This window comes from Mariniphaga sp., from assembly GCF_041687215.1.
Taxonomy (GTDB): domain Bacteria; phylum Bacteroidota; class Bacteroidia; order Bacteroidales; family Prolixibacteraceae; genus Mariniphaga.
This window is the reverse complement of the sequence record NZ_JAWLCI010000024.1, coordinates 24,726-45,279: the sequence shown is the minus strand read 5'-3', so window position 1 is coordinate 45,279 and position 20,554 is coordinate 24,726. Positions and strand designations below refer to the sequence as shown.

At 43.1% G+C, this 20,554-nt stretch carries 16 protein-coding genes; 9 read left to right on the top strand and 7 right to left on the bottom strand.

The genetic code is table 11. The features are described from left to right. The first annotated feature begins 290 nt into the window (after positions 1–290). From ACESMA_RS10380 to ACESMA_RS10345, 8 genes are all read left to right on the top strand, one after another. On the top strand, positions 291–1,628 hold the full coding sequence (locus tag ACESMA_RS10380; protein WP_372948739.1) for a sugar porter family MFS transporter: 1,338 nt from the start codon (positions 291–293) through the stop codon (positions 1,626–1,628). Positions 1,629–1,642: 14 nt separating this feature from the next. Beyond that, the gene (locus ACESMA_RS10375; RefSeq protein WP_372948738.1) at positions 1,643–2,041 is read left to right on the top strand and encodes a nucleotidyltransferase substrate binding protein; all 399 of its coding nucleotides are present in this window, start codon (positions 1,643–1,645) and stop codon (positions 2,039–2,041) included. Next, complete coding sequence (locus ACESMA_RS10370; RefSeq protein WP_372948737.1) at positions 2,038–2,346, top strand: nucleotidyltransferase domain-containing protein; 309 nt, start codon at positions 2,038–2,040, stop codon at positions 2,344–2,346. The genes ACESMA_RS10375 and ACESMA_RS10370 overlap by 4 nt, the downstream gene beginning before the upstream one ends. 10 nt (positions 2,347–2,356) lie before the next feature. Beyond that, complete coding sequence (locus ACESMA_RS10365; RefSeq protein ID WP_372948736.1) at positions 2,357–4,219, top strand: right-handed parallel beta-helix repeat-containing protein; 1,863 nt, start codon at positions 2,357–2,359, stop codon at positions 4,217–4,219. A 138-nt stretch (positions 4,220–4,357) separates the two neighbouring features. Next, positions 4,358–5,617, top strand: coding sequence for a uroporphyrinogen decarboxylase family protein (locus ACESMA_RS10360; RefSeq protein ID WP_372948735.1), 1,260 nt, complete (start codon positions 4,358–4,360; stop codon positions 5,615–5,617). A gap of 80 nt (positions 5,618–5,697) precedes the next feature. Next, positions 5,698–7,074, top strand: a complete 1,377-nt coding sequence (locus ACESMA_RS10355) for an alpha-L-fucosidase (protein WP_372948734.1) — start codon at positions 5,698–5,700, stop codon at positions 7,072–7,074. An 11-nt stretch (positions 7,075–7,085) separates the two neighbouring features. Continuing rightward, complete coding sequence (locus ACESMA_RS10350; RefSeq protein WP_372948733.1) at positions 7,086–8,369, top strand: hexokinase family protein; 1,284 nt, start codon at positions 7,086–7,088, stop codon at positions 8,367–8,369. Positions 8,370–8,521: 152 nt separating this feature from the next. Continuing rightward, positions 8,522–10,756 (top strand): glycoside hydrolase family 2 TIM barrel-domain containing protein, encoded by a 2,235-nt coding sequence (locus ACESMA_RS10345; RefSeq protein ID WP_372948732.1) that lies wholly within the window; start codon positions 8,522–8,524, stop codon positions 10,754–10,756. A gap of 22 nt (positions 10,757–10,778) precedes the next feature. Here ACESMA_RS10345 and ACESMA_RS10340 read toward each other — a convergent pair whose 3' ends face one another. The 4 genes from ACESMA_RS10340 to glpK all read right to left on the bottom strand — a co-directional run bounded on the left by ACESMA_RS10340 (position 10,779) and on the right by glpK (position 15,909). Further along, the gene (locus ACESMA_RS10340) at positions 10,779–11,771 is read right to left on the bottom strand and encodes a response regulator (RefSeq protein WP_372948731.1); all 993 of its coding nucleotides are present in this window, start codon (positions 11,769–11,771) and stop codon (positions 10,779–10,781) included. A gap of 282 nt (positions 11,772–12,053) precedes the next feature. Next, positions 12,054–12,800, bottom strand: a complete 747-nt coding sequence (locus ACESMA_RS10335) for an MIP/aquaporin family protein (RefSeq protein ID WP_372948730.1) — start codon at positions 12,798–12,800, stop codon at positions 12,054–12,056. Between the two features lie 20 nt (positions 12,801–12,820). Continuing rightward, positions 12,821–14,383: a glycerol-3-phosphate dehydrogenase/oxidase gene (locus ACESMA_RS10330; protein ID WP_372948729.1), complete on the bottom strand. Its 1,563-nt coding sequence runs from the start codon at positions 14,381–14,383 to the stop codon at positions 12,821–12,823. A gap of 29 nt (positions 14,384–14,412) precedes the next feature. Continuing rightward, positions 14,413–15,909, bottom strand: coding sequence for a glycerol kinase GlpK (gene glpK, locus ACESMA_RS10325; protein WP_372948728.1), 1,497 nt, complete (start codon positions 15,907–15,909; stop codon positions 14,413–14,415). A gap of 104 nt (positions 15,910–16,013) precedes the next feature. Here glpK and ACESMA_RS10320 point away from each other — a divergent pair, with 104 nt between their 5' ends. After that, on the top strand, positions 16,014–17,012 hold the full coding sequence (locus tag ACESMA_RS10320) for an NAD(P)H-dependent glycerol-3-phosphate dehydrogenase (RefSeq protein ID WP_372948727.1): 999 nt from the start codon (positions 16,014–16,016) through the stop codon (positions 17,010–17,012). Positions 17,013–17,081: 69 nt separating this feature from the next. Here the strand turns inward: ACESMA_RS10320 and ACESMA_RS10315 are convergent, their stop codons facing one another. From ACESMA_RS10315 to pgi, 3 genes are all read right to left on the bottom strand, one after another. Further along, positions 17,082–17,750, bottom strand: coding sequence for a porin family protein (locus ACESMA_RS10315; protein ID WP_372948726.1), 669 nt, complete (start codon positions 17,748–17,750; stop codon positions 17,082–17,084). An 80-nt stretch (positions 17,751–17,830) separates the two neighbouring features. Continuing rightward, the gene (locus ACESMA_RS10310; RefSeq protein WP_372948725.1) at positions 17,831–18,502 is read right to left on the bottom strand and encodes an OmpA family protein; all 672 of its coding nucleotides are present in this window, start codon (positions 18,500–18,502) and stop codon (positions 17,831–17,833) included. A gap of 368 nt (positions 18,503–18,870) precedes the next feature. Next, positions 18,871–20,520, bottom strand: a complete 1,650-nt coding sequence (gene pgi, locus ACESMA_RS10305; protein WP_372948724.1) for a glucose-6-phosphate isomerase — start codon at positions 20,518–20,520, stop codon at positions 18,871–18,873. Positions 20,521–20,554: the final 34 nt, after the last annotated feature.

Here is a 20,554-nt window from a genome sequence, read left to right as displayed (position 1 = left end):
CGACTTGAGTTGTGCCACGAATTTTATCCTCAATTTGCTTAAAACGGCTTAATCATCAACCGGTATTGTTTAACTTCCGGCATCACCTGTTGTTACTGCATCTGACAAATGGCCGTTCCTCGCCAAAACGATTATGTCTATTTTCGATTAGCAAACCATGGAAAACGGTTTGAAGAAATGGAAATTGATTTTTACCGCTCGGAAAGGGTGCCGTGGTAACCAGACACCTGAACATATTCAGGTGTTTGAAATTTTTGTATTTTCGGGCAAATCAACTTTAACCGGATTCTATGAATGTCAATTTCCGCTATTTGCTCACCATTTCGATGGTTACTGCCCTGGGAGGATTACTTTTCGGTTTCGATATTTCTGTTATTTCCGGAACCATCCCGTTTATCCAGGAGTTTTTCGGGTTGAATGAAACCATGAAAGGCTGGGTGGTGAGTAGTGCGCTCATCGGCTGCATTTTGGGCGCCAGTTTCAGTGGCCGGCTGGGTGATAAGTTCGGGCGGAAAAAAGTATTGATGGTAACCGCGCTACTGTTTGGTATTTCGGCTATTGGAAGCGGCTTTTCAAACTCTATCCCGGCATTTGTTTTTTACCGGATTCTGGGCGGCCTGGCCGTGGGCGGCGCGTCGGTACTGGCTCCTGTTTACATTGCCGAAGTTTCGCCGGCACACCTTCGCGGAAGGATGGTTTCCATCAACCAATTGACAATCGTAATCGGAATCTCACTAGCCTACTATTCCAACTGGTTTTTGCTCGGAATTGGCGAAAACGCCTGGCGCTGGATGTTTGCTGCCGAAGCTGTTCCGGCTCTGATGTTTTTTGTTGCACTTTTTATTATTCCTGAAAGTCCACGCTGGTTAGTTACCCGCGAAAAAGAAGAAAAGGCCAAAACAGTTTTGGGAAAAATTGGGGGAGGTGATTTTGCATCCTTCGAGTTGAAAGAAATAAAAGCTTCGCTGGAGGGAAATGAAAAACGCGGCACGCTCAAAGACGCTTTCAAAAAAAAATATGCTTTTATTCTGTTCCTCGGCATTTTCCTGGCTGTTTTCCAGCAGTGGTCGGGCATTAACGTCATCTTTTTTTATGCGCCCGATATTTTCGCCAAAGCCAACCTGGGTGTTGACACAGCACTTTTCCAAACCACACTCATTGGCCTGATGAATGTGGTGTTTACTATTATAGCTATGCAAGTTATCGACAAAATGGGCCGGAAAAAACTGTTACTTATTGGAGCCTCAGGAATGGCGGTTTGCTATGCAGTTATCGGATTTCTTTTTTCAACCGGTCGCACCGGAGACTGGATGCTTTTGACATTCATAATTATAACACCGGCATTTTTTGCTTTCGGACTGGGTCCTACGGTTTGGGTGATTTTGTCTGAAATTTTTCCAAATAAAATACGTGGGGCTGCCATGTCGGTTGCAACACTTTCGTTGTGGGTTGCCTGTTATTTACTCACCTTAACATTCCCCATATTTGTGGAATTGTTCAACGCATCGAACACGTTCTGGCTTTATGCCGTAATTTGTATCGTTGGATTTCTGGTCATTTTTAAATACCTTCCCGAAACAAAAGGCGTAACTTTGGAAAAACTGGAAAAGATGCTGGTGAAAGAATAGTTAAAATAGAAATTATGGAAGAAGATATTCGATGGAAACAACGCTTTTCAAATTACAAAAAAGCATTTGAACAACTTACTGAATTTATTGAAAAGGGGGATTTAAATAAATTTGAAGAACAAGGTCTGATTCAGGCATTTGAATATACTTTCGAGCTCGCATGGAACTTGATAAAAGATTATTTTGAATACCAGGGGGAACAAGCAATTACCGGAAGCAGAGATGCATTCAGGCTGGCATTTAAAAGAGGGCTCATCAGCGATGGAGAATCATGGATGGATATGATTGCAAGCCGGATTAAATCAAGCCACACCTATCACGAAGAAACTGCAGAAGAAATTGTACGGAAAATCAATGATGTTTATTTCGATCTTTTTTCACAATTATATCAGAAAATGAAGTCGTTGTTATGAAGTTTGGATTGAAGGAAGAAACGATTCTCAAAATAACCTCTGTTTTTGAAAAATTTCCTCAAATTGAAAAAGCTGTTCTTTACGGTTCGAGGGCCAAAGGAAATTTTAAGAAAGGATCGGATATTGATTTAACTTTATTTGGTGAAAACCTGGATTTGACTCTGATCAACAAAATTGAAACCGAAATTGACGATCTATTACTTCCTTATAGTTTTGATATTTCAATCTATAATCAATTAGATAATCCTGAATTAATTAACCACATTAACAGAGTTGGGAAAACCATTTATCCAAAATCAAAATAAACTTTGAAAAATGAAGTCACTAACTTTGATTTTTTTCTTTGTTTTTGTCGCATTCCATCTTTTTGCAAAAGAATTTCACGTGGCCAAAACCGGAAACAACAGCCATCCCGGCACAAAAGAGAATCCGTTTCTCACTATTCAGGCAGCGGCAGATGTTGCACAACCGGGTGATATAATTACTATTCACGAAGGCGTTTACCGTGAATGGGTGAAACCTCCCCGCGGCGGAAATTCTGATACTGAACGCATTGTTTACCAAGCTGCCGAAGGGGATAAAGTGGAAATAAAAGGTTCCGAAATCATTAACGGCTGGGAAAATCTTACCGGAACGGTTTGGCGGGTTGTCCTTCCCAATTCTTTTTTCGGGGATTACAATCCGTACAAGGATTTGATTCACGGCGACTGGTTCAATCCGCTAGGCAGAGTGCACCACACCGGCGAAGTTTACCTGAACGGAAAATCGCTTTGGGAAATGGCTTTGCTGGAAGATGTACTTCATCCGAAACCAAAAACAGACCGGTTTGATCCGGAAGGTTCTGCTTACACCTGGTTCTGTGAGAGCAACGACGAAAACACTTTTATTTATGCCAACTTTCAGGGTGCCGATCCAAACAAAGAGCAGGTGGAAATCAATGTCCGTAAAAGTTGCTTTTATTCTGAAAAAACAGGCATAAGTTTTATCACCGTTCGCGGTTTTCGGATGAGCCAGGCTGCCACACAGTGGGCGCCGCCAACTGCCGAACAAATAGGGATTATCGGAACCAACTGGAGCAAAGGCTGGATTATTGAAAACAATGTAATCAGCGATTCCAAATGCTCGGGCATTACACTTGGTAAACATGGCGACGAGTTTGACAACACTTCCGAAAACTCTGCTGAAGGCTATGTGGAAACCATTCACCGCGCCATAAAAATGGGCTGGAACAAGGAAAATATCGGTTCACACAGAGTCCGCAACAACACCATTTTCAATTGCGAACAAACCGGTATTTGCGGAAGTCTTGGGGCCATTTTCAGTACCATCGAAAACAACAATATTTACAACATCTGGACAAAACGGCAATTTACCGGCGCTGAAATGGGCGGGATAAAAATCCATGCGTCCATTGACATGCTCATTAAAAACAACCGGCTGGCGAACTGTGGCCGCGGATTGTGGCTCGACTGGATGGCGCAGGGAACACGGGTAACCGGCAACCTCCTGTATAACAACACCACCGACGACCTGTTTGTGGAGGTGAACCACGGACCGTTTTTAATCGAAAACAACCTGTTCCTCTCTGAACTTTCACTGCGCGACTGGTCGCAAGGCGGAGCGTATGTGCACAACCTGTTTGCCGGGAATATTGAGGTGCGGCCTCAAAGCAGGCTAACGCCATTTCATCTGGCCCACTCCACCGGACTGGCCGGATTAAAAGAAACACGTTGCGGAGACAACCGCTTTTTCAACAATATTTTTGTGGGAGGTGCGCCCGAAGTTCAGGGCAGATTTTCTGGACTGAAAGGTTATGCAAATACGGAGCTTCCTGTAACTGCCGACGGAAATGTTTACCTAAACGGAGCACAACCATTTCCCAGTGAAAAAAACGTTCTTCAGTCGGAAACAAATCCCGAAATCAGAGTTTTGGAGGAGAATGAAAACGTTTCAGTCCGGTTTGATTTCGACAGAAAATTAAACATGCTAAAAACCCGGACAGTAACCACTGAATTGCTTGGAAAAGCCATCATTCCAAATCTTCCGTTTAAAAATCGGAGTGGAACACCTGTGAAAATCGACTATGATTATTTTGGAGCGAAACGAAATCCAGGCAAACCAACCCCCGGTCCATTCGAAAAATTACAAAAAAGGGAAAACAGAATAAAGGTTTGGTAACCAAAAAAGGGACCTGTTGTGTAACAGATTTGTAAAAATTTCTTTACAGAAATGCGCAAATTTGTAAACGAAATTTTACAAACCGGGAAATTGAAGTATATTACATCGTTTCTAAACCGGAAAATAAAAACAATAAATATGAACTCGAGAGAACAATTTATAAAAACCGTGAATCACCGGCAACCCGACCGTGTGGTGCTCGACCTGGGCTCAACAGCCGTAACCGGCATTCATATCCATGCCATTTCGCGCCTGCGCAGGCACTTTGGGTTACAGCGCAAACCCATCCGCGTGATTGAACCTTTCCAGATGCTGGGAGAAGTGGGCTGGGAACTTATTGATTCCATTGGCATTGACGTAATTGGCGCCTGGGGGAAAAACAACATGTTCGGGTTTCACAACCATGCACCCTACAAAGAATGGAAAACACCCTGGGGACAGCGGGTAATGGTTCCGATGAATTTTAATGTGACTTACGACGAAAAAGGCGATGTGCTGATGTACCCCGAAGGCGATACTTCCATTCCACCCTCGGCGCGAATGCCCAAAACCGGGTATTTTTTCGATGCCATCATCCGTCAGGAACCCGTTGATGATGACAACCTGAACGTGGATGATAACCTCGAAGAATTTGGGCTGATAACTGAAAAAGACCTTGAGCACTGGCGCATTGAAGTGGATAAAGCTTATTTTTCAGGCAAGGCGGTAATTGTCGCTTTTGGCGGAACAGCACTGGGTGATATCGCGCTGGTTCCGGGAATGCAACTCCGCCATCCGAGAGGAATCCGCGATGTGGCCGAGTGGTACATGAGTACGATAAGCCGGCCGGAATACATCAAAAAGATATTCGAAAAACAGGTGGAGATTGCCATCGAAAACCTGAAACGGATTTACTCGGTGGTAGGTAACAAAGTGAACGCTGTTTTTATGTGTGGCACCGATTTTGGCACACAGGATTCCACTTTTTGTTCGCTGAAACAATTTGAGGAAATCTGGTTGCCCTATTATAAAAAAATGAACGACTGGATTCATTTGAATACCCAGTGGAAAACCTTCAAACACTCGTGCGGCGCGGTCGAGCCGTTTTTGGATGGGTTCATCCGGGCAGGATTCGACATCATTAATCCGGTGCAAATAAACGCTGCCAATATGGATCCCAAAAAACTGAAAGAAAAATACGGTCGCGACCTGGTGTTCTGGGGCGGAGGAATTGATACGCAAAAAGTATTGCCGTTCGGCACACCGGCAGAGGTACGCGAACAAGTGCTGCGCAACTGCGAGATTTTCATCAAAGACGGTGGTTTTGTGTTCAATACAGTGCACAATGTTCAGGCAAATGTACCGGTTGAAAATATGGTAGCGATGCTGGAAGCGATACGGGAATTTAACGGAAGATGAGGAAGTGGACAGTCGCAGTGGACCTTTAGTTGACAGGGAAACGGTCAAAATAAAATAATACAAGTATAAAACCATTTAAAATGAAAAAAAATTTTATTCCAATTCTGTTCTTATTATTTTCTATACATGTGTTTGCACAGAAATACCAGCCCACCTGGGAATCTATTGATAGCCGACCGGTGCCGCAGTGGTTCGAGGATGTGAAATTCGGAATTTTTATTCACTGGGGAGTTTACGCTGTTCCGGCGTGGGCACCAGCCGATGCCGACATTGGTATTTATGCCAAATACTCGGAATGGTACTGGTGGCGGAAAAATGAAGACAGCGAAGCCGGAAAACTATTCCGCGATTACCACAACCAAATGTATGGTGAGGATTTTAAATACCAGGATTTTGCGCCCATGTGGAAGGCACAACATTTCGAACCCGATGATTGGGCAGATGTGTTTAAAAAGGCCGGCGCCAAATATGTGGTGCTCACATCGAAACATCACGAAGGGTTTACCCTTTGGCCAAGTGAACAAAGCTGGAACTGGAACAGTGTGGACATTGGTCCGCACCGCGATTTGTGCGGCGACCTGACCAAGGCGGTAAAAGACGCCGGACTGCACATGGGTTTTTACTACTCGTTGTATGAATGGTACAATCCGCTGTATCACAACAATCTCGAAAAATATGTGGACGACCACATGATTCCGCAGATGAAAGATTTGGTTACCCGTTACGAACCCGATATTTTCTGGACCGACGGGGAATGGGACCATCCAAGCGAAAAGTGGAAAAGCACTGAATTTCTGGCCTGGTTGTATAACGAATCACCGGTAAAAGACCGCGTTGCTGTTAACGATCGCTGGGGCAAGGAGACCCGCGGCGTGCATGGTGGATATTTCACCACAGAATACGATTTGGTTCACGACCGCGAAGGTGTTGGCGAAGTTGAACGCCCGTGGGAGGAATGCCGTGGAATTGGAACTTCGTTCGGTTACAACCAGATTGAAGACCTGGATAATTACATGACTTCGGACGGGTTGGTTGACCTGCTTATAGAAAAAGTGGCAGGCGGCGGAAACCTGTTGCTGGATATTGGCCCAACAGCCGACGGACGAATTCCGGTTATTCAACAACAACGTTTGCTCGATATCGGAAGCTGGCTCGATATTAACGGAGAAGCCATTTACGAAACCCGCAAATGGGAAGGCGCAGAAAATAACGATGCAGAAAATGTTTATTTCACCAGAAAAGGAAATGATTTATATGTTCTATGTACTAAATTCCCTGAAAAACCAGTTATCGTAAAAGGAATAAAAAACGTCGGAAAAGTTTCCATGCTTGGGTTTGATGGAAAAGTAAAGTCAAAAAAGTCGGGGAATACAATTACCATTACTCCACCGGTTTTATCGCCAATAAACAATCCCAGCCCGTATGCCTGGGTATTTAAAATTGAAGATTCATTATAAAATTTATAGATATGAATAAAGCACAACAATTTTTAAAAGTACACAAACTTAATTCTTCGGAAATTGACATTCAAAAAATTACCGATGATTTTATTGCGGACATGAAACATGGCCTCGAAGGTAAACCGGGTTCTCTGCAAATGATCCCAACGTATTTGGGTGCCGAAGGCAAAATCAAACCCAATGAGCCGGTTGTGGCTATCGATGCGGGTGGCACCAACTTCAGGGCAGTAAAAATGTCGTTCGACAATGACATGAACCTGGTGACCGAAAACCTGCAGCAACGAAAAATGCCTGCTATTGACGAAGAGTTGTCGAACAAGGAATTTTTTGCCACGCTGGCCGCTTATCTTACAAGCTACAAGGATGTTTCGGAAAAAATCGGTTTTTGTTTTTCCTATGCAGTAGAGATGTTTCCCAACAAAGACGGTAAACTGCTGGAATGGAGCAAAGAAGTAAAAGCCCCCGAAGTAATTGGCCAGATGGTTGGTGAAAATTTGCTCGAAGCAATGGGTACACCGGGAAAACATATTGTTTTGATGAACGACACGGTTTCAACGCTTTTGGCTGGTCAGGCTGCTACGGCAGGTCGCAAATTCGATACCTACATTGGGTTCATTCTTGGCACAGGAACCAACGCATGTTACATCGAGAAAAATAAGAACATTTCAAAAACGGCAAATCTCGACCCGAAAGGGAACATGATTATCAACATCGAATCGGGCAATTTCAGTATGATGCCGCGCACCGATATTGATATCGCTTTTGATAACACCACAAAACAGCCCGGACGTTATACGTTCGAAAAAATGATTTCCGGTGGCTATTTTGGCGGTCTTTGCACCACTACATTGAAAATGGCTGCTGCCGAAGAGGTTTTCAGTTCCGAGACCAAAGTTAAAATGAAGAATATGGATGAACTGACCTCCGAAGAAGTAAACAATTTCGTAAGTGGGGTCGATCTACCGGCAAATACACTTACGACCGTTTTAATGAGCAAGCAGGACAAAGAGGCTGCTGCTGAAATTATTAATGCAATGATTACCCGCTCTGCGAAATTAACGGCTGCAAGTCTGGCCGCAGTAATTCTGAAAACCGGCAAAGGGAAATCGGCCGACAAGCCCGTACTGATGACCATTGAAGGAACCACGTTCTACAAAATGAAAAACTTTCAGTTGATGTTCGAGGCATTCCTGCAGGGATTCTTCTCGGGCGAAAACCGTCGTTTTTATGAAATTGTGGAAGTTCCCAATTCGAGCCTTATCGGGGCAGGGATTGCCGCAATTGTGAATTGAAGCCCCACCCTGCCCTCCCCAAAAGGGAGGAAAACAGAGGCGTTGTCTGATATTTTAAGTTTTGGTGTTTTTGAGTTGAAAATGACTGCAAAAACACCAAAATCTTTTATATTGACTTGTTTCTAGAGTCTGAAATTTTTAATATCTGAACCATGAAAAACCTTACTTCTTCCATCCTGATTCTATTTATTACCGTTTCTACTTTTGCCCAAAACGAAGGAAAAGTGATAAACCTGAACGGCAGTTGGGATTTTGAACAAACTGTACAAGCTTTTCCTCCGGCAGAATTCACACGAAAATGCCCGGTGCCGGGACTCATTCACCTGGCTGAACCGCGAATCGACAGCTACGAAAAACTATTCAAGAAACCGGAGCAAACCGTGAGCGAGGAAGCCTCGGACTACCGTGAACTGGAATATGAACCGCGGTACAGTTGGTACAGGAGAACCATTCATATTCCGGCGGAAATGAAGGGAACGGAAGCGATATTATCCATTCTGAAAAGCAAATATGTAACGCAGGTTTACGTGAACGGAATGGATATGGGACAGTCGGTTTCATGTTACACCCCCATCGATTTAAAAGTAACGCAGGCTCTAAAGTACGGTGAAGACAACGAAATTCTGATTCGTGTTGGAGAGCGCGTTTGGCTTCCGCCCTGGGCTGCCGGAAGCACCGACAAGGAAAAGGCAAATTACATTCCCGGCATCTGGGATGATGTGAATCTTTCCTTTTCGGGTAAACAAAAAGTGTTGAAAAAGCTGGTACTGCCTTCAGTTAAAGACAAAAAAGTTACGATAAAACTTTTGGTTCGCAACTTTTACCCGCAACAGGTGATGTATGGCGACCCGATGCTGGATAAAGTAAAAGCGGAGATTATTGTTAAAGAAAGGAAATCGGGTAAAGAAATTGCCAAAGGTTTTTTGACCGGCAAAACCACACGCGACAACGAAACTCAACTCGTGACAGAAATTCCATTTGAAAATTTTCATTCGTGGTCGCCGGAAAACCCGTTTTTATACGAAGCCGAAATTAAACTTTACGACGGCGATAATTTTTCAGATGTTTCAACTACCCGGTTTGGAATGCGCGATTTTGAAAGGCGCGGGAAATTCTTTTACCTGAATGGTGAAAAGTATTACCTGCGCGGAAGCAATATTACGCTGCACCGGTTTTTCGAGGACCCCGACTGCCAGGCGTTGCCGTGGGACAGGGAGTGGGTGAAAAAAATGCTGATTGACGACCCGAAAGCCATCGATTGGAATGCCATGCGCATTTGTGTGGGTATTGCCCCCGATTTTTGGTACGATTTGGCCGACGAATACGGAATGGTTTTTCAGAATGAATGGCTGTACTGGCAAAACCACGGTTGGGATGAGCAAATCAGGACAGAATTTTCGGATTGGGTTTGGAGCGACGGCAATCACCCAAGTATTGTTATTTGGGATGCCATTAACGAAAACTGGAACGATTACATTGGGAATACACTGATTCCTGAGTTGCAGCAACTCGATCCGACCCGGATTTGGGATGCCGGGTACATGCAGGAAAATGATTTGGCGGGAGTTGATCCGATGGACGAACCGCACCTCTACCGGGCAGGCTGGCATTTAATTCAGCAGGAAAATCCGTACGAGTTTCTAAAAGAAAACCCATACCGGCTGGGAAAAATGGACGACTGGGAACCAGGACATCTGAAATATCTGGAAGCTTCGGCCACCCAACTGGTTAATGAATATGGCTGGAACTGGCTTTGGCGCGACGGCCGGCCTGCCAAACTTACCAAGAACATGTACGACAGTTTGCTGGGTGAAGATGCCACACCCCAACAGCGCCGGGAGTTACAGGCTTACTGGCTGGCCTGCGAAACGGAATGGATTCGTGCCGAACGCACCATGGCAGGCGTGCTTGCATTTACACACCTTACCAACAACTATGGATATACCGGCGACTGGTACATCAATCACATTAAAAACCTTGAACCAGGTATTTCGCTAAAATGGTTCAAACATGCATTTGTTCCTGCAAACGTTTTTATTGATTTGGCCGACCAGCGTTACTTTCCAAATGGCTTTTACCAGCCGGGCGAAAGGTTGGTTTTCAACCTGGTGGGAATTAACGATCTGGAATTAAAATCATCAGGAACAGTTACCGTAAAACTTTTGGATGCGGACGGAAATGTAATTTCCGAAAACAGTCAAAAAGTTGAAACAAAACCTTTTGGCAGGGAAAACATTCCATATTTCATCTCATTGCCTGAAAAGGAAGGCGGTTATCTGATTCTTTCAGAATTTCAAAAAGAAAATTCAGCAGAAATCTTAAAAAGCAGAAGATATATCCGGATTGGAAACCAAAAAAACATGGCCTTTTTGGAATTAACTCCCTAAAAAAGGGATGGTTTTACCCAATTTATTTGAAGAATTTTTCGATTACAGAATACAAGTCCTTTTTCATTAACGGTTTGGCCAGGTAATCGTCGCAGCCTGCCGCCAGTGCTTTTTCCCTGTCGCTGGCCAGTGCGTATGCTGTTTGCGCAACAACAACAACTTTTTTGTCGGTTTCCTTTATTTTTATTGTGGCTGAATAACCATCCAAAACGGGCATTTTTATATCCATTAAAATAAGATCAATGTTTTGGTTATTCTGAAAAATCTCAAATGCTTCTTTCCCGTTTTTGGCAAAGAACATTTTCCGGCATTTTTGTTCCAACAGTTCCGACAAATAAAAACGGGTCACTTCATCGTCATCTGCCACAAGAATGGTCAAACTTTCAAGAATCTTATCTGTAGAATATTTTGTCCGGTTTAAATCAGAAGCTGTTTCCGCTGAATCATTTTCATCCACAGAAGTATCCAAATGAAAATCACTATTTGCACCAGTATCCGAATACGCAGAAGCTTTGAAAAAAACAAGACGATAGGTCTGACTATCAAGTTTCTTCTCCATTCCTGAAGCACCAAATATTCTTAAAGAATCTGAATTATCTTTCAACTTTAATTCACATTGAACATTTGGTTTACCAGCTTTTAAATTCTTCATAAAAAACTGAAAAGCATCATTATCTTTTGGAATAATAAAATCTGAAAATATTTTGCCCTGCAAATCAGATTCTTCTCCATTTAGGAACTTACACCCCAATTCATTTATTTCGCTAATCTTATATTGAGAATTAAGAATTGCATATCCAACCGGTGCATTGAAGAATAAATCAGTGAACCTTAGATTCTCATGAATAGTTTCTGAAAAAGCCTTTTTAAGCTCTTCGGTGCTAATTTCAGTTGATAATAAGGACTTTTCGCTATGCTCAAAGCCAGACTCACTATGAATAAAAGCTTGCAAAATTGCAAATCTTTCATTCAGTTTACCACGATATTTCTTATTTTTTTGGTCAGTATTTTCCATGGCAATTTCAGCTTTGTCAAGATTGATTAAAATAATTTGTAAGATATTTATTTTTTGGATATCATAAAACAAAAATGTAATTGAACAAAGCTCATTTTTAAAATAAATTGTTTTTGAAAAACAGTTTTTCGAAAAAAGGTAAAAAGAAAGGGCAGCTCATCAGCTGCCCTCAAATGTTAACCCCCAAACACACAAGCAATACAGAACGTATTGCATTACAAATGTAAGAAACCTTTTCCCAAAACCAAAAATCTTTCAGCTTTTTTTTTCATTTTTTTTTGTTTAACAATTGCAACTGATAAAATAATGAACCAGTGAAGCAAACCCTGCTCCTGCTACAGGCCCAAATACTGGAATCCATGAATATGGCCAGTCACTATTATCCTTATTTTTAAGTGGAAGCAGGGAATGGATAATTCGGGGTCCCAAATCGCGGGCGGGATTAATGGCATAGCCGGTGGTACCGCCTAAACTCAAACCAAGAGAAAAAACTACCAAAGCAACCGGCAAAGCGCCAAGTGAACCCAAACCCACTTTAGTGCTGCCAAAACTCTCGTATGGCAATTGAGGCATGGTGATTAAAAGCACAGCCAAAACCAAAACAAATGTTCCAACAAATTCAGAAAAAAAATTATTCCGAAAATGCCTGATGGCCGGCGCCGTGCAGAAACAAGCCTTTTTGGCTCCGGCAGTTGTTGTAATATTAAAATGATTTCGAAAGAAAACATAAACCGTGAAAGCACCCAGCATTGCGCCCAGCATTTGTGCCAAAATAAACGGCGCAACTTTGGCCCACTCAAACAAACCGCTAAATGCCAACCCTAATGTAACTGCCGGATTGATGTGAGCTCCACTTAAATCGGCTGTAGCCAAAACAGCAACAAACACGGCCATGGCCCATCCTGCAGTTATAACAATCCAGCCGCTCCCATGACTGTGGGTTTTGTCGAGGTTAACATTGGCTACTACACCATTTCCGAGTAAAATCAGAATAAAAGTGCCTAAAACTTCTCCGAAAAGCTCTAACATAGATTTCCTTTTTTAATTTATTAATCCTGAAAATAATAATTTTTAGCTATTTCATTAAACTGCGCAATTTGTTCTTTTTGCCATTTTTTCTTTTTACCCAGTTCTTTTGCCATAAGTTTGGCCACATCGGGAGCAATGCGGACACTTTCCCGGGCATCGAGAAAAAGAACTCTTGTTCTCCGCGCAAGTACATCATCAACCGTGCGGGCCCACTCCTTTCGTACAGCCCATGCTACCTGCGATTTGCGTATTTGCAATTTTTCGCTCAACCACCCTTCCCAGCCTTTCTCTTCTTCACCAATAGCTAAAATTTCTTCCTTATCGAGCCCATACGGTGCCAATGGATCGTTATAAGGGTCCATATCCATACGATACCCATGAACGGGTAAGTGGTGTGTAATACAATCGCGCTCAGCCAGTCCGCCCAGCATAATGGCTTTATCTATGGTATCTTCGGCCATTTTTCGATATGTGGTCCATTTTCCACCTATAACAGTAATGAGTCCTGAAACGGAGATAAGGATTTTGTGACCCCGCGAAATTTCCTTTGTGGCCTTTTTCCCACCCTCGGGTTTGGCCAGTGGCCTTAATCCCGCAAAAACACTTAATACATCCTTTCGGGTGGGCTGTTTTACCAAATATTGCCCGGCAGTCTCCAACACAAAATCAACTTCTGAATCCAACGCTATTGGCTCAAGCGAATGTTTTTCAATTAATGTATCTGTTGTTCCCACCACCACGTGATGGTGCCATGGAACGGCAAACATAACCCGTCCGTCGGAAGTATGGGGAACCATTATGGCGTAATCGTTCGGAAGGAAGCTTTTATCCAGAATCAGGTGAATTCCCTGGCTGGGTGTTATCATTTCCGGTTTGCCGGGTTCGTCCATCTGGATCACCTCATCGGCAAAAACGCCGGTGGCATTTATAACTACCTTCGATTTAATTTTCATTTCTTCGCCGGTTTCCTGGTCAACTGCAATTGCTCCTGTTATCAGTTCACCATCTTTTAAAAGTTGGGTAACTTTGCAGTAATTCATTAATGAAGCGCCATAGTCCACCGCAGTCAGGGCAAGTGTAATGGCCATTCTTGAATCGTCAAACTGCCCGTCCTGGTAAATCACCCCACCTTTCAATCCTTCCTGTTCAACCGTTGGCAAAGCTTCAATGGCTTCTTCACGCGAAAGATGTTTTGACGGTCCCAGACCCAGTTTCCCTGCCATGAAGTCGTAAACTTTCAGCCCGACGGTGTAAAACGGTCCGCCCCACCAATCATAAGTTGGAATAATAAACGACTGATTGGTAACCAGGTGCGGGGCATTTTTAAACATCAACCCCCGCTCTTTTAATGCTTCGAATACCAGAGAAACATCGCCCTGCTGTAAATAGCGAACTCCGCCGTGTACTAGTTTTGTACTGCGACTCGAAGTTCCTTTGGAAAAATCGGTCTGTTCCAGCAACAATGTTTTATAACCGCGGGAAGCAGCATCCACAGCGCATCCAAGTCCGGTTGCTCCTCCACCGATTATTATAATGTCCCATTTTGTTTTTTGAATTTTCTTCAGAATGACATCCCGTTCCATTTTCTTTCCGTTAAATTTATTTTCAATGATTAATGCGATTCGTACCAGGCTTTGCTGCGTTCAACCGCTTTTTTCCAGTTTGAAATCACTTTTTTGAATTCCTCCCTGTTTTCAGCGGGTTGAAATTTGCGATCCACCTGCCATTGTTCTTTTACCTCATCCATATTTTTCCAGAAGCCGGTTGCCAGGCCGGCCAGGTAGGCAGCGCCAAGCGCAGTGGTTTCAGTTACTTTGGGTCGAACCACATCGGTATTCACCACATCGGCCTGAATTTGCATGAGCAGGTTATTCACTGCCGCTCCACCATCCACCCTGAGTTCGTGTACATCGATACCGGAATCTTCGGCCATGGTTTTTATAACCTCCATTGAACGCAAAGCAATGGCTTCGAGCGCTGCACGGGCAATGTGGGCTTTTCCGGTACCACGGCTCAAACCGATAATTGTTCCGGCGGCATACTGGTCCCAGTGCGGAGCGCCCAGCCCCACAAATGCCTGCACAAACGAAACGCCTCCACTGTCGGGCACCTGCGACGCCAGGTCTTCTATTTCAGCCGAAGATTTTATAATTCCCAGTTTATCGCGCAGCCATTGCACCACTGCTCCGGCCACAAAAATACTCCCTTCGAGTGCGTAGGTTGTTTTGCCGTTTACCTGCCACGCAATGGTTGTAAGTAATTTATGTTTTGATGAAATGGGTTTGCTTCCGGTATTCATTACCACAAAACAACCTGTGCCGTAAGTGTTTTTTACCATCCCCTCTTGAATGCACATTTGCCCGAACAAGGATGCCTGTTGGTCGCCGGCAATTCCCGCAACAGGAATTTCTTCCCCAAACAATTCCTTTTCCGTTTTCCCGTAAATCTCGCTGCTTTGTTTTACCTCGGGCAGCAATTCCTTCGGAACGTCAAGAATTTTCAACAGTTCATCATCCCATTCCAAAGTATGAATATTAAAAAGTAACGTTCGGCTTGCGTTAGTCACATCCGTAATGTGCAATTTTCCACCTGTAAGTTTCCAGATAAGCCAGGTATCTACAGTTCCAAAAGCCAGCTTTCCGGATTTGGCCAGTTCTTTTACACCTTCCACATTATCCAGAATCCATTTTATTTTTGTTCCTGAAAAATAAGCATCGATTACCAGACCGGTTTTTTCAGCAAACGTTTTTTCCAGTCCGCGGTCTTTCAGTTCATCACAAATTCCGGCAGTTCGGCGGTCCTGCCACACAATGGAATTATACACCGGCTCGCCGGTTTCGCGGTTCCAAACCAACGTGGTTTCGCGCTGATTGGTGATACCAATTCCTGATATTTCCGAAGGAGAAATTTTATGTTTTTCCAAAACTTCGCGGGCCACCTTCAACTGGCTTTCCCAAATGGCTTTCGGACTGTGCTCCACCCACCCGGGGCGCGGATAAATTTGTTCGAATTCCTGCTGGGCAGTTCCGGCTATTACTCCGGAATAATTAAAAAGAATGGCCCTGTTGCTGGTTGTGCCTGAGTCGAGTGCAAGAATGTATTTTTGCATGGTCAGATGTATATTATTGATTTCTGCCCTGAAAATACAACAATTCCGGGAAATTGAAAGGATGTTTTATAATCTTCTTATTTTTGCCATCTGAAAAAAAGGGAATGAACATTAAAACAGACAAGGTAGGAGTAATTGGAAGCGGAAGCTGGGCAACGGCCATCGCCAAAATGCTGTTGGAGAATGTGGAACAAATCAACTGGTTTTTCAGAAAAACAGAAACTATTGAAAGTTTTAAAGAACTGGGCTACAATCCGCGTTACCTGCAAAGTGTGGAATTTGAAACGGAAAGAATCAATTTTTATAATGATGTGGATGAAATTGTGGAGGATTCAGACATTATAGTTTTGGCCGTTCCTTCAGCTTTTTTACCTGAAATTTTGAGCGGATTGAAAACAGACCTCAGTTCAAAATATTTTTTGTCGGGCATCAAAGGAATTGTAACTCCTGAAAACCTGCTGATAGTGGAATACCTGAACAGATATTTCAACGTGCCTTACGAAAGTGTTGGAGTGATTGCCGGTCCGTGCCATGCCGAAGAGGTGGCGCTTGAAAAACTTTCTTACCTCACCGTGGCTAGTATCGATGAAACCAAAGCGGCCAATTTTGCCAGACTAATTCAAAGCAACTACATTTTCACTTCTATTTCCGATGACATTTGGGGAACGGAATATACTTCGGTAATGAAGAATATAATTGCCATTGGCGCCGGAATTGCCCACGGATTGCGTTACGGCGACAATTTCCAGGCGGTGCTGGTTTCCAACGCCATTCAGGAAATGAAACGGTTTGTGGATACCGTCCATCCCATTACCCGCGACATAAAAGATTCGGCTTACCTTGGCGACCTGATGGTTACCGTATATTCGCAATTCAGCCGTAACCGTTTGCTGGGAACGCTCATAGGAAGGGGCTATTCGGTACGCAATGCTTTTCTGGATATGAACATGGTGGCCGAGGGTTATTACGCAACAAAGTCCATTTTTGAAATAAACCAAAAACACCAGATTAATTTACCTATTTGTGATACGGTTTACAATATTCTTTACAAAAACCTTCAGGCAAAAAAAGAGATGATTCGTTTAGCCGAAAAACTGAGTTAAATCTTGTTCCTTGAGCCAAAAATACCCTTCGCGAGATACGAAGGGTACAATTTTTTTTCGTGCTAATTATTAAAACCGGTATCCTGCAGAAAAGCCAAAACCTGTGTTCTTTACCACCGATTGATCATTCGGATTTAGCTCGTAATCCCAGTTAATATTCAGCAATCCAAGCTGGGTATTGAACTGAAAAAACAGACCGCCCGGAAGTTCATATCCGGCAAAAATGTTTCCGCCTGCATCAAAAGGTTTGTAATAAACTTCCGTGGCACTACTTGAGTTATCCTCTTTTTTAAATTTAACATCATATTTCACCTCACCGGAGCCCGATTCCCAGGTTGCTTTACCACCAACACCGTAGGCAAGGTAAGGCCCAAATCCCAGCATAAAATGACCAGTGCCCAGTGCTGCTTTGTACATAAAATTTAATGGCATTTCCAGGTACATCAAGCTGAGTTTATCGGCAAATTCACTGTTTTTTGTACCTTTTGTCGAAAGCATTAATCCTGGTTGAAAATAAAACTCAGGTGCTACAGGAATCTGAACATTCACTCCTACATGATAGCCCAGCATTAAATCGTTATCGAGCTGATTTCCGGTGGCATTTTTTCCGTTTAAATTTTGAAAGTTCAATCCACCAAGCACTGCAAATGAAGTTTTTGCAGGATTATTTATTTGGGCAACCACTGACATTGCCGTAAAAACGATGAGTATTGCACTTGTTAAAAATTTTGTTCTCATTTTTTTAATTTTCTAATAAAAGTTCCTTTTTATTTAAAAACTGAATGTGCCAGGAAGTTAAGGCATTTAGGTTTCTCCTGTTAGCTTTCGGCTTCACGCTCTGCTTCAGCTTTCATTTTTTTGTTGGCTGTAATTAAAAAATCGACTCTGCGGTTTTGAGTCCGGCCTTCTTCGTTATCATTGGAATATTTCGGATACAATTCTCCCATTCCAACCTGAGTAATTCGCTGGCTTGAAATTCCTTTCTGTTTTAAATAGCCGGAAACTGAGCCGGCCCGTTGTTCTGATAATCTTTGATTATAGGATTCCGAGCCGGTGCTGTCGGTATGTCCCTGAATTTCAATATTGGTATCCGGGTAGTTATTCAGCACAGCCACCAGTTTGTCGAGATTATTTCTGGCATCAGCCGAAAGATTTGACTGGTCGAAACCAAAAAGTATCTGACTGTTGAATTCCACTACAATTCCTTCACCCACGCGTTCTACACGGGCATCAGGAACAGTTTTTTCAATTTCCTCGGCCTGTTTATCCATCTGACGGCCAATAATTGCACCTGCTGTGCCACCTGCTGCGGCTCCAATAATTGCCCCCAATGCTGTGTTCCCGGATGCTTTTCCAACAATTGCACCGGCAGCACCTCCGGCAGCAGTGCCAACTGCAGCTCCTTTTTGTGTTTTGTTCCATGAGGCACAACTTCCCAAAATAAGGGCTACACTCAACATCATCAATAAACTAAGTCTGAGCTTTTTCATAATTTATTTGTTTTTTGTTTTTTGTTAAAAATCGAATTTCATAATATTCTAATTTATGATTATGAAATCTTTGAATATTGACGTTTATTCTTCAAAAAAGATTCCAAAAATCTATAAAGCAAACTGTTTTTAAAATACCCAGAAGTCTGAAAGCAGATTATACGCTGAAACTCAGAGCCATTCAATAGAGGTTGAATCAATTATGACGTTTTAAACTTTTGTGCCAATAATTATCAAATTGATAAATATTTTTTCATTCCGAAAATATTGGAGAATTTATTTAGACGATGTGTGATCAGGCCTTTTCTTTTTTGCATAAAAAAACCGGACTTCTACAATCCGGCTTTGATTTTTGAATTTACCTGTACCTATTTTCGCATTTTCTTATATGCATTTATCAACCCGTTTGTAGAAACATCGTGCCCGGAAACCGGTTCGTCGCTTTTCAGTTCGGGCAAAATGGCATTGGCCAGTTGTTTGCCCAGTTCAACACCCCACTGGTCGAAACTGTAAATATTCCAGATAATTCCCTGCACAAAAATTTTGTGCTCATACATGGCTATTAAAGAGCCCAGTGCACGCGGAGTTAGTTTTTTTACCAGGATAGAATTGGTGGGCACATTTCCGGGGAAAACTTTAAACGGTGCCAGTGCTGCTATTTCTTCTTCGGTTTTCCCCGCAGCTTTCAGTTCAGCAACTACCTGTTCTTCTGTTTTTCCCACCATCAGCGCTTCGGTTTGGGCAAAAAAGTTGGCCAGCAGTTTTTGATGGTGGTCTCCAATCTGATTGTGATTGATGGCAGCGGCAATAAAATCACACGGAATTAGCTTGGTGCCCTGGTGAATGAGCTGGTAAAAAGCGTGCTGGCCGTTGGTTCCCGGTTCGCCCCAGATAATCGGACCGGTTTGGTGTTCCACCGGCTCGCCGTTACGATCCACATATTTACCGTTGCTTTCCATGTTGCCTTGTTGAAAATAGGCGGCAAAGCGGTGCATGTACTGGTCGTAGGGCAAAATGGCCTCGGTTTCGGCGCCGAAAAAGTTGTTGTACCAAATGCCGAAAAGTGCCAGAGTCACAGGTATATTTTTATCGAATTCGGTATGGCGGAAATGATTGTCCATGGCATGGGCGCCCTCTAAAAGCTGAATGAAGTTTTCAAAACCAATCCCCAAAACAATGGAAAGTCCGATGGCCGACCAGAGCGAATAACGGCCACCTACCCAATCCCAAAACCGGAACATATTTTTGGTGTCGATGCCAAATTTCGCCACTTCTTTTTCGTTGGTGGAAACAGCCACAAAGTGGTTTTTTACAAATCCCTCATCTTTTGCAGCCTTCAGAAACCAGTCACGAGCTGTGTTGGCGTTGGTCATGGTTTCCTGGGTGGTGAATGTTTTTGAAGCTACAATAAAAAGCGTGGTTTCAGGGTTCACTTTTTTAAGCGTTTCTGCAATGTGCGTGCCGTCCACGTTCGATACAAAATGCAGGTTGAGGTGATTTTTGTAAGGTTTTAGCGCTTCGGTAACCATCAACGGTCCAAGATCGGAACCACCGATACCAATGTTCACCACATCGGTAATAGTTTTGCCCGTAAAACCTTTCCACTGGCCCGAAATTACCTTTTCAGAAAAAGTTTTCATCTGGTCGAGGACAGCGTTCACTTCGGGCATAACATTTTGGCCATCAACAAAAATGGGATCATTGCTGCGGTTTCGTAAAGCCACATGCAGCACTGCACGGTTTTCGGTGGCGTTAATTTTTTCACCTGAAAACATGCCTTCAACGGCTGCTTTCATTTTGCATTCCGCGGCAAGTTCAACAAGCAACTCACGCGCTTTGTCATCAACTATATTTTTCGAGAAATCCACAAAAATATCTTCAAACATCAGTGAATAACTATGAAAACGGTTGGAATCTTTTTCAAAAATTTCTTTCATGTGAGTGCCTTCAAAACTAAAATAGTGGTCTTCCAGTTTTTCCCAGGCTGCGGTTGTCATCGGATTTATTTTTGGCAACATATATTTATTTTTTTATGGTTTCGTAAATTAATTC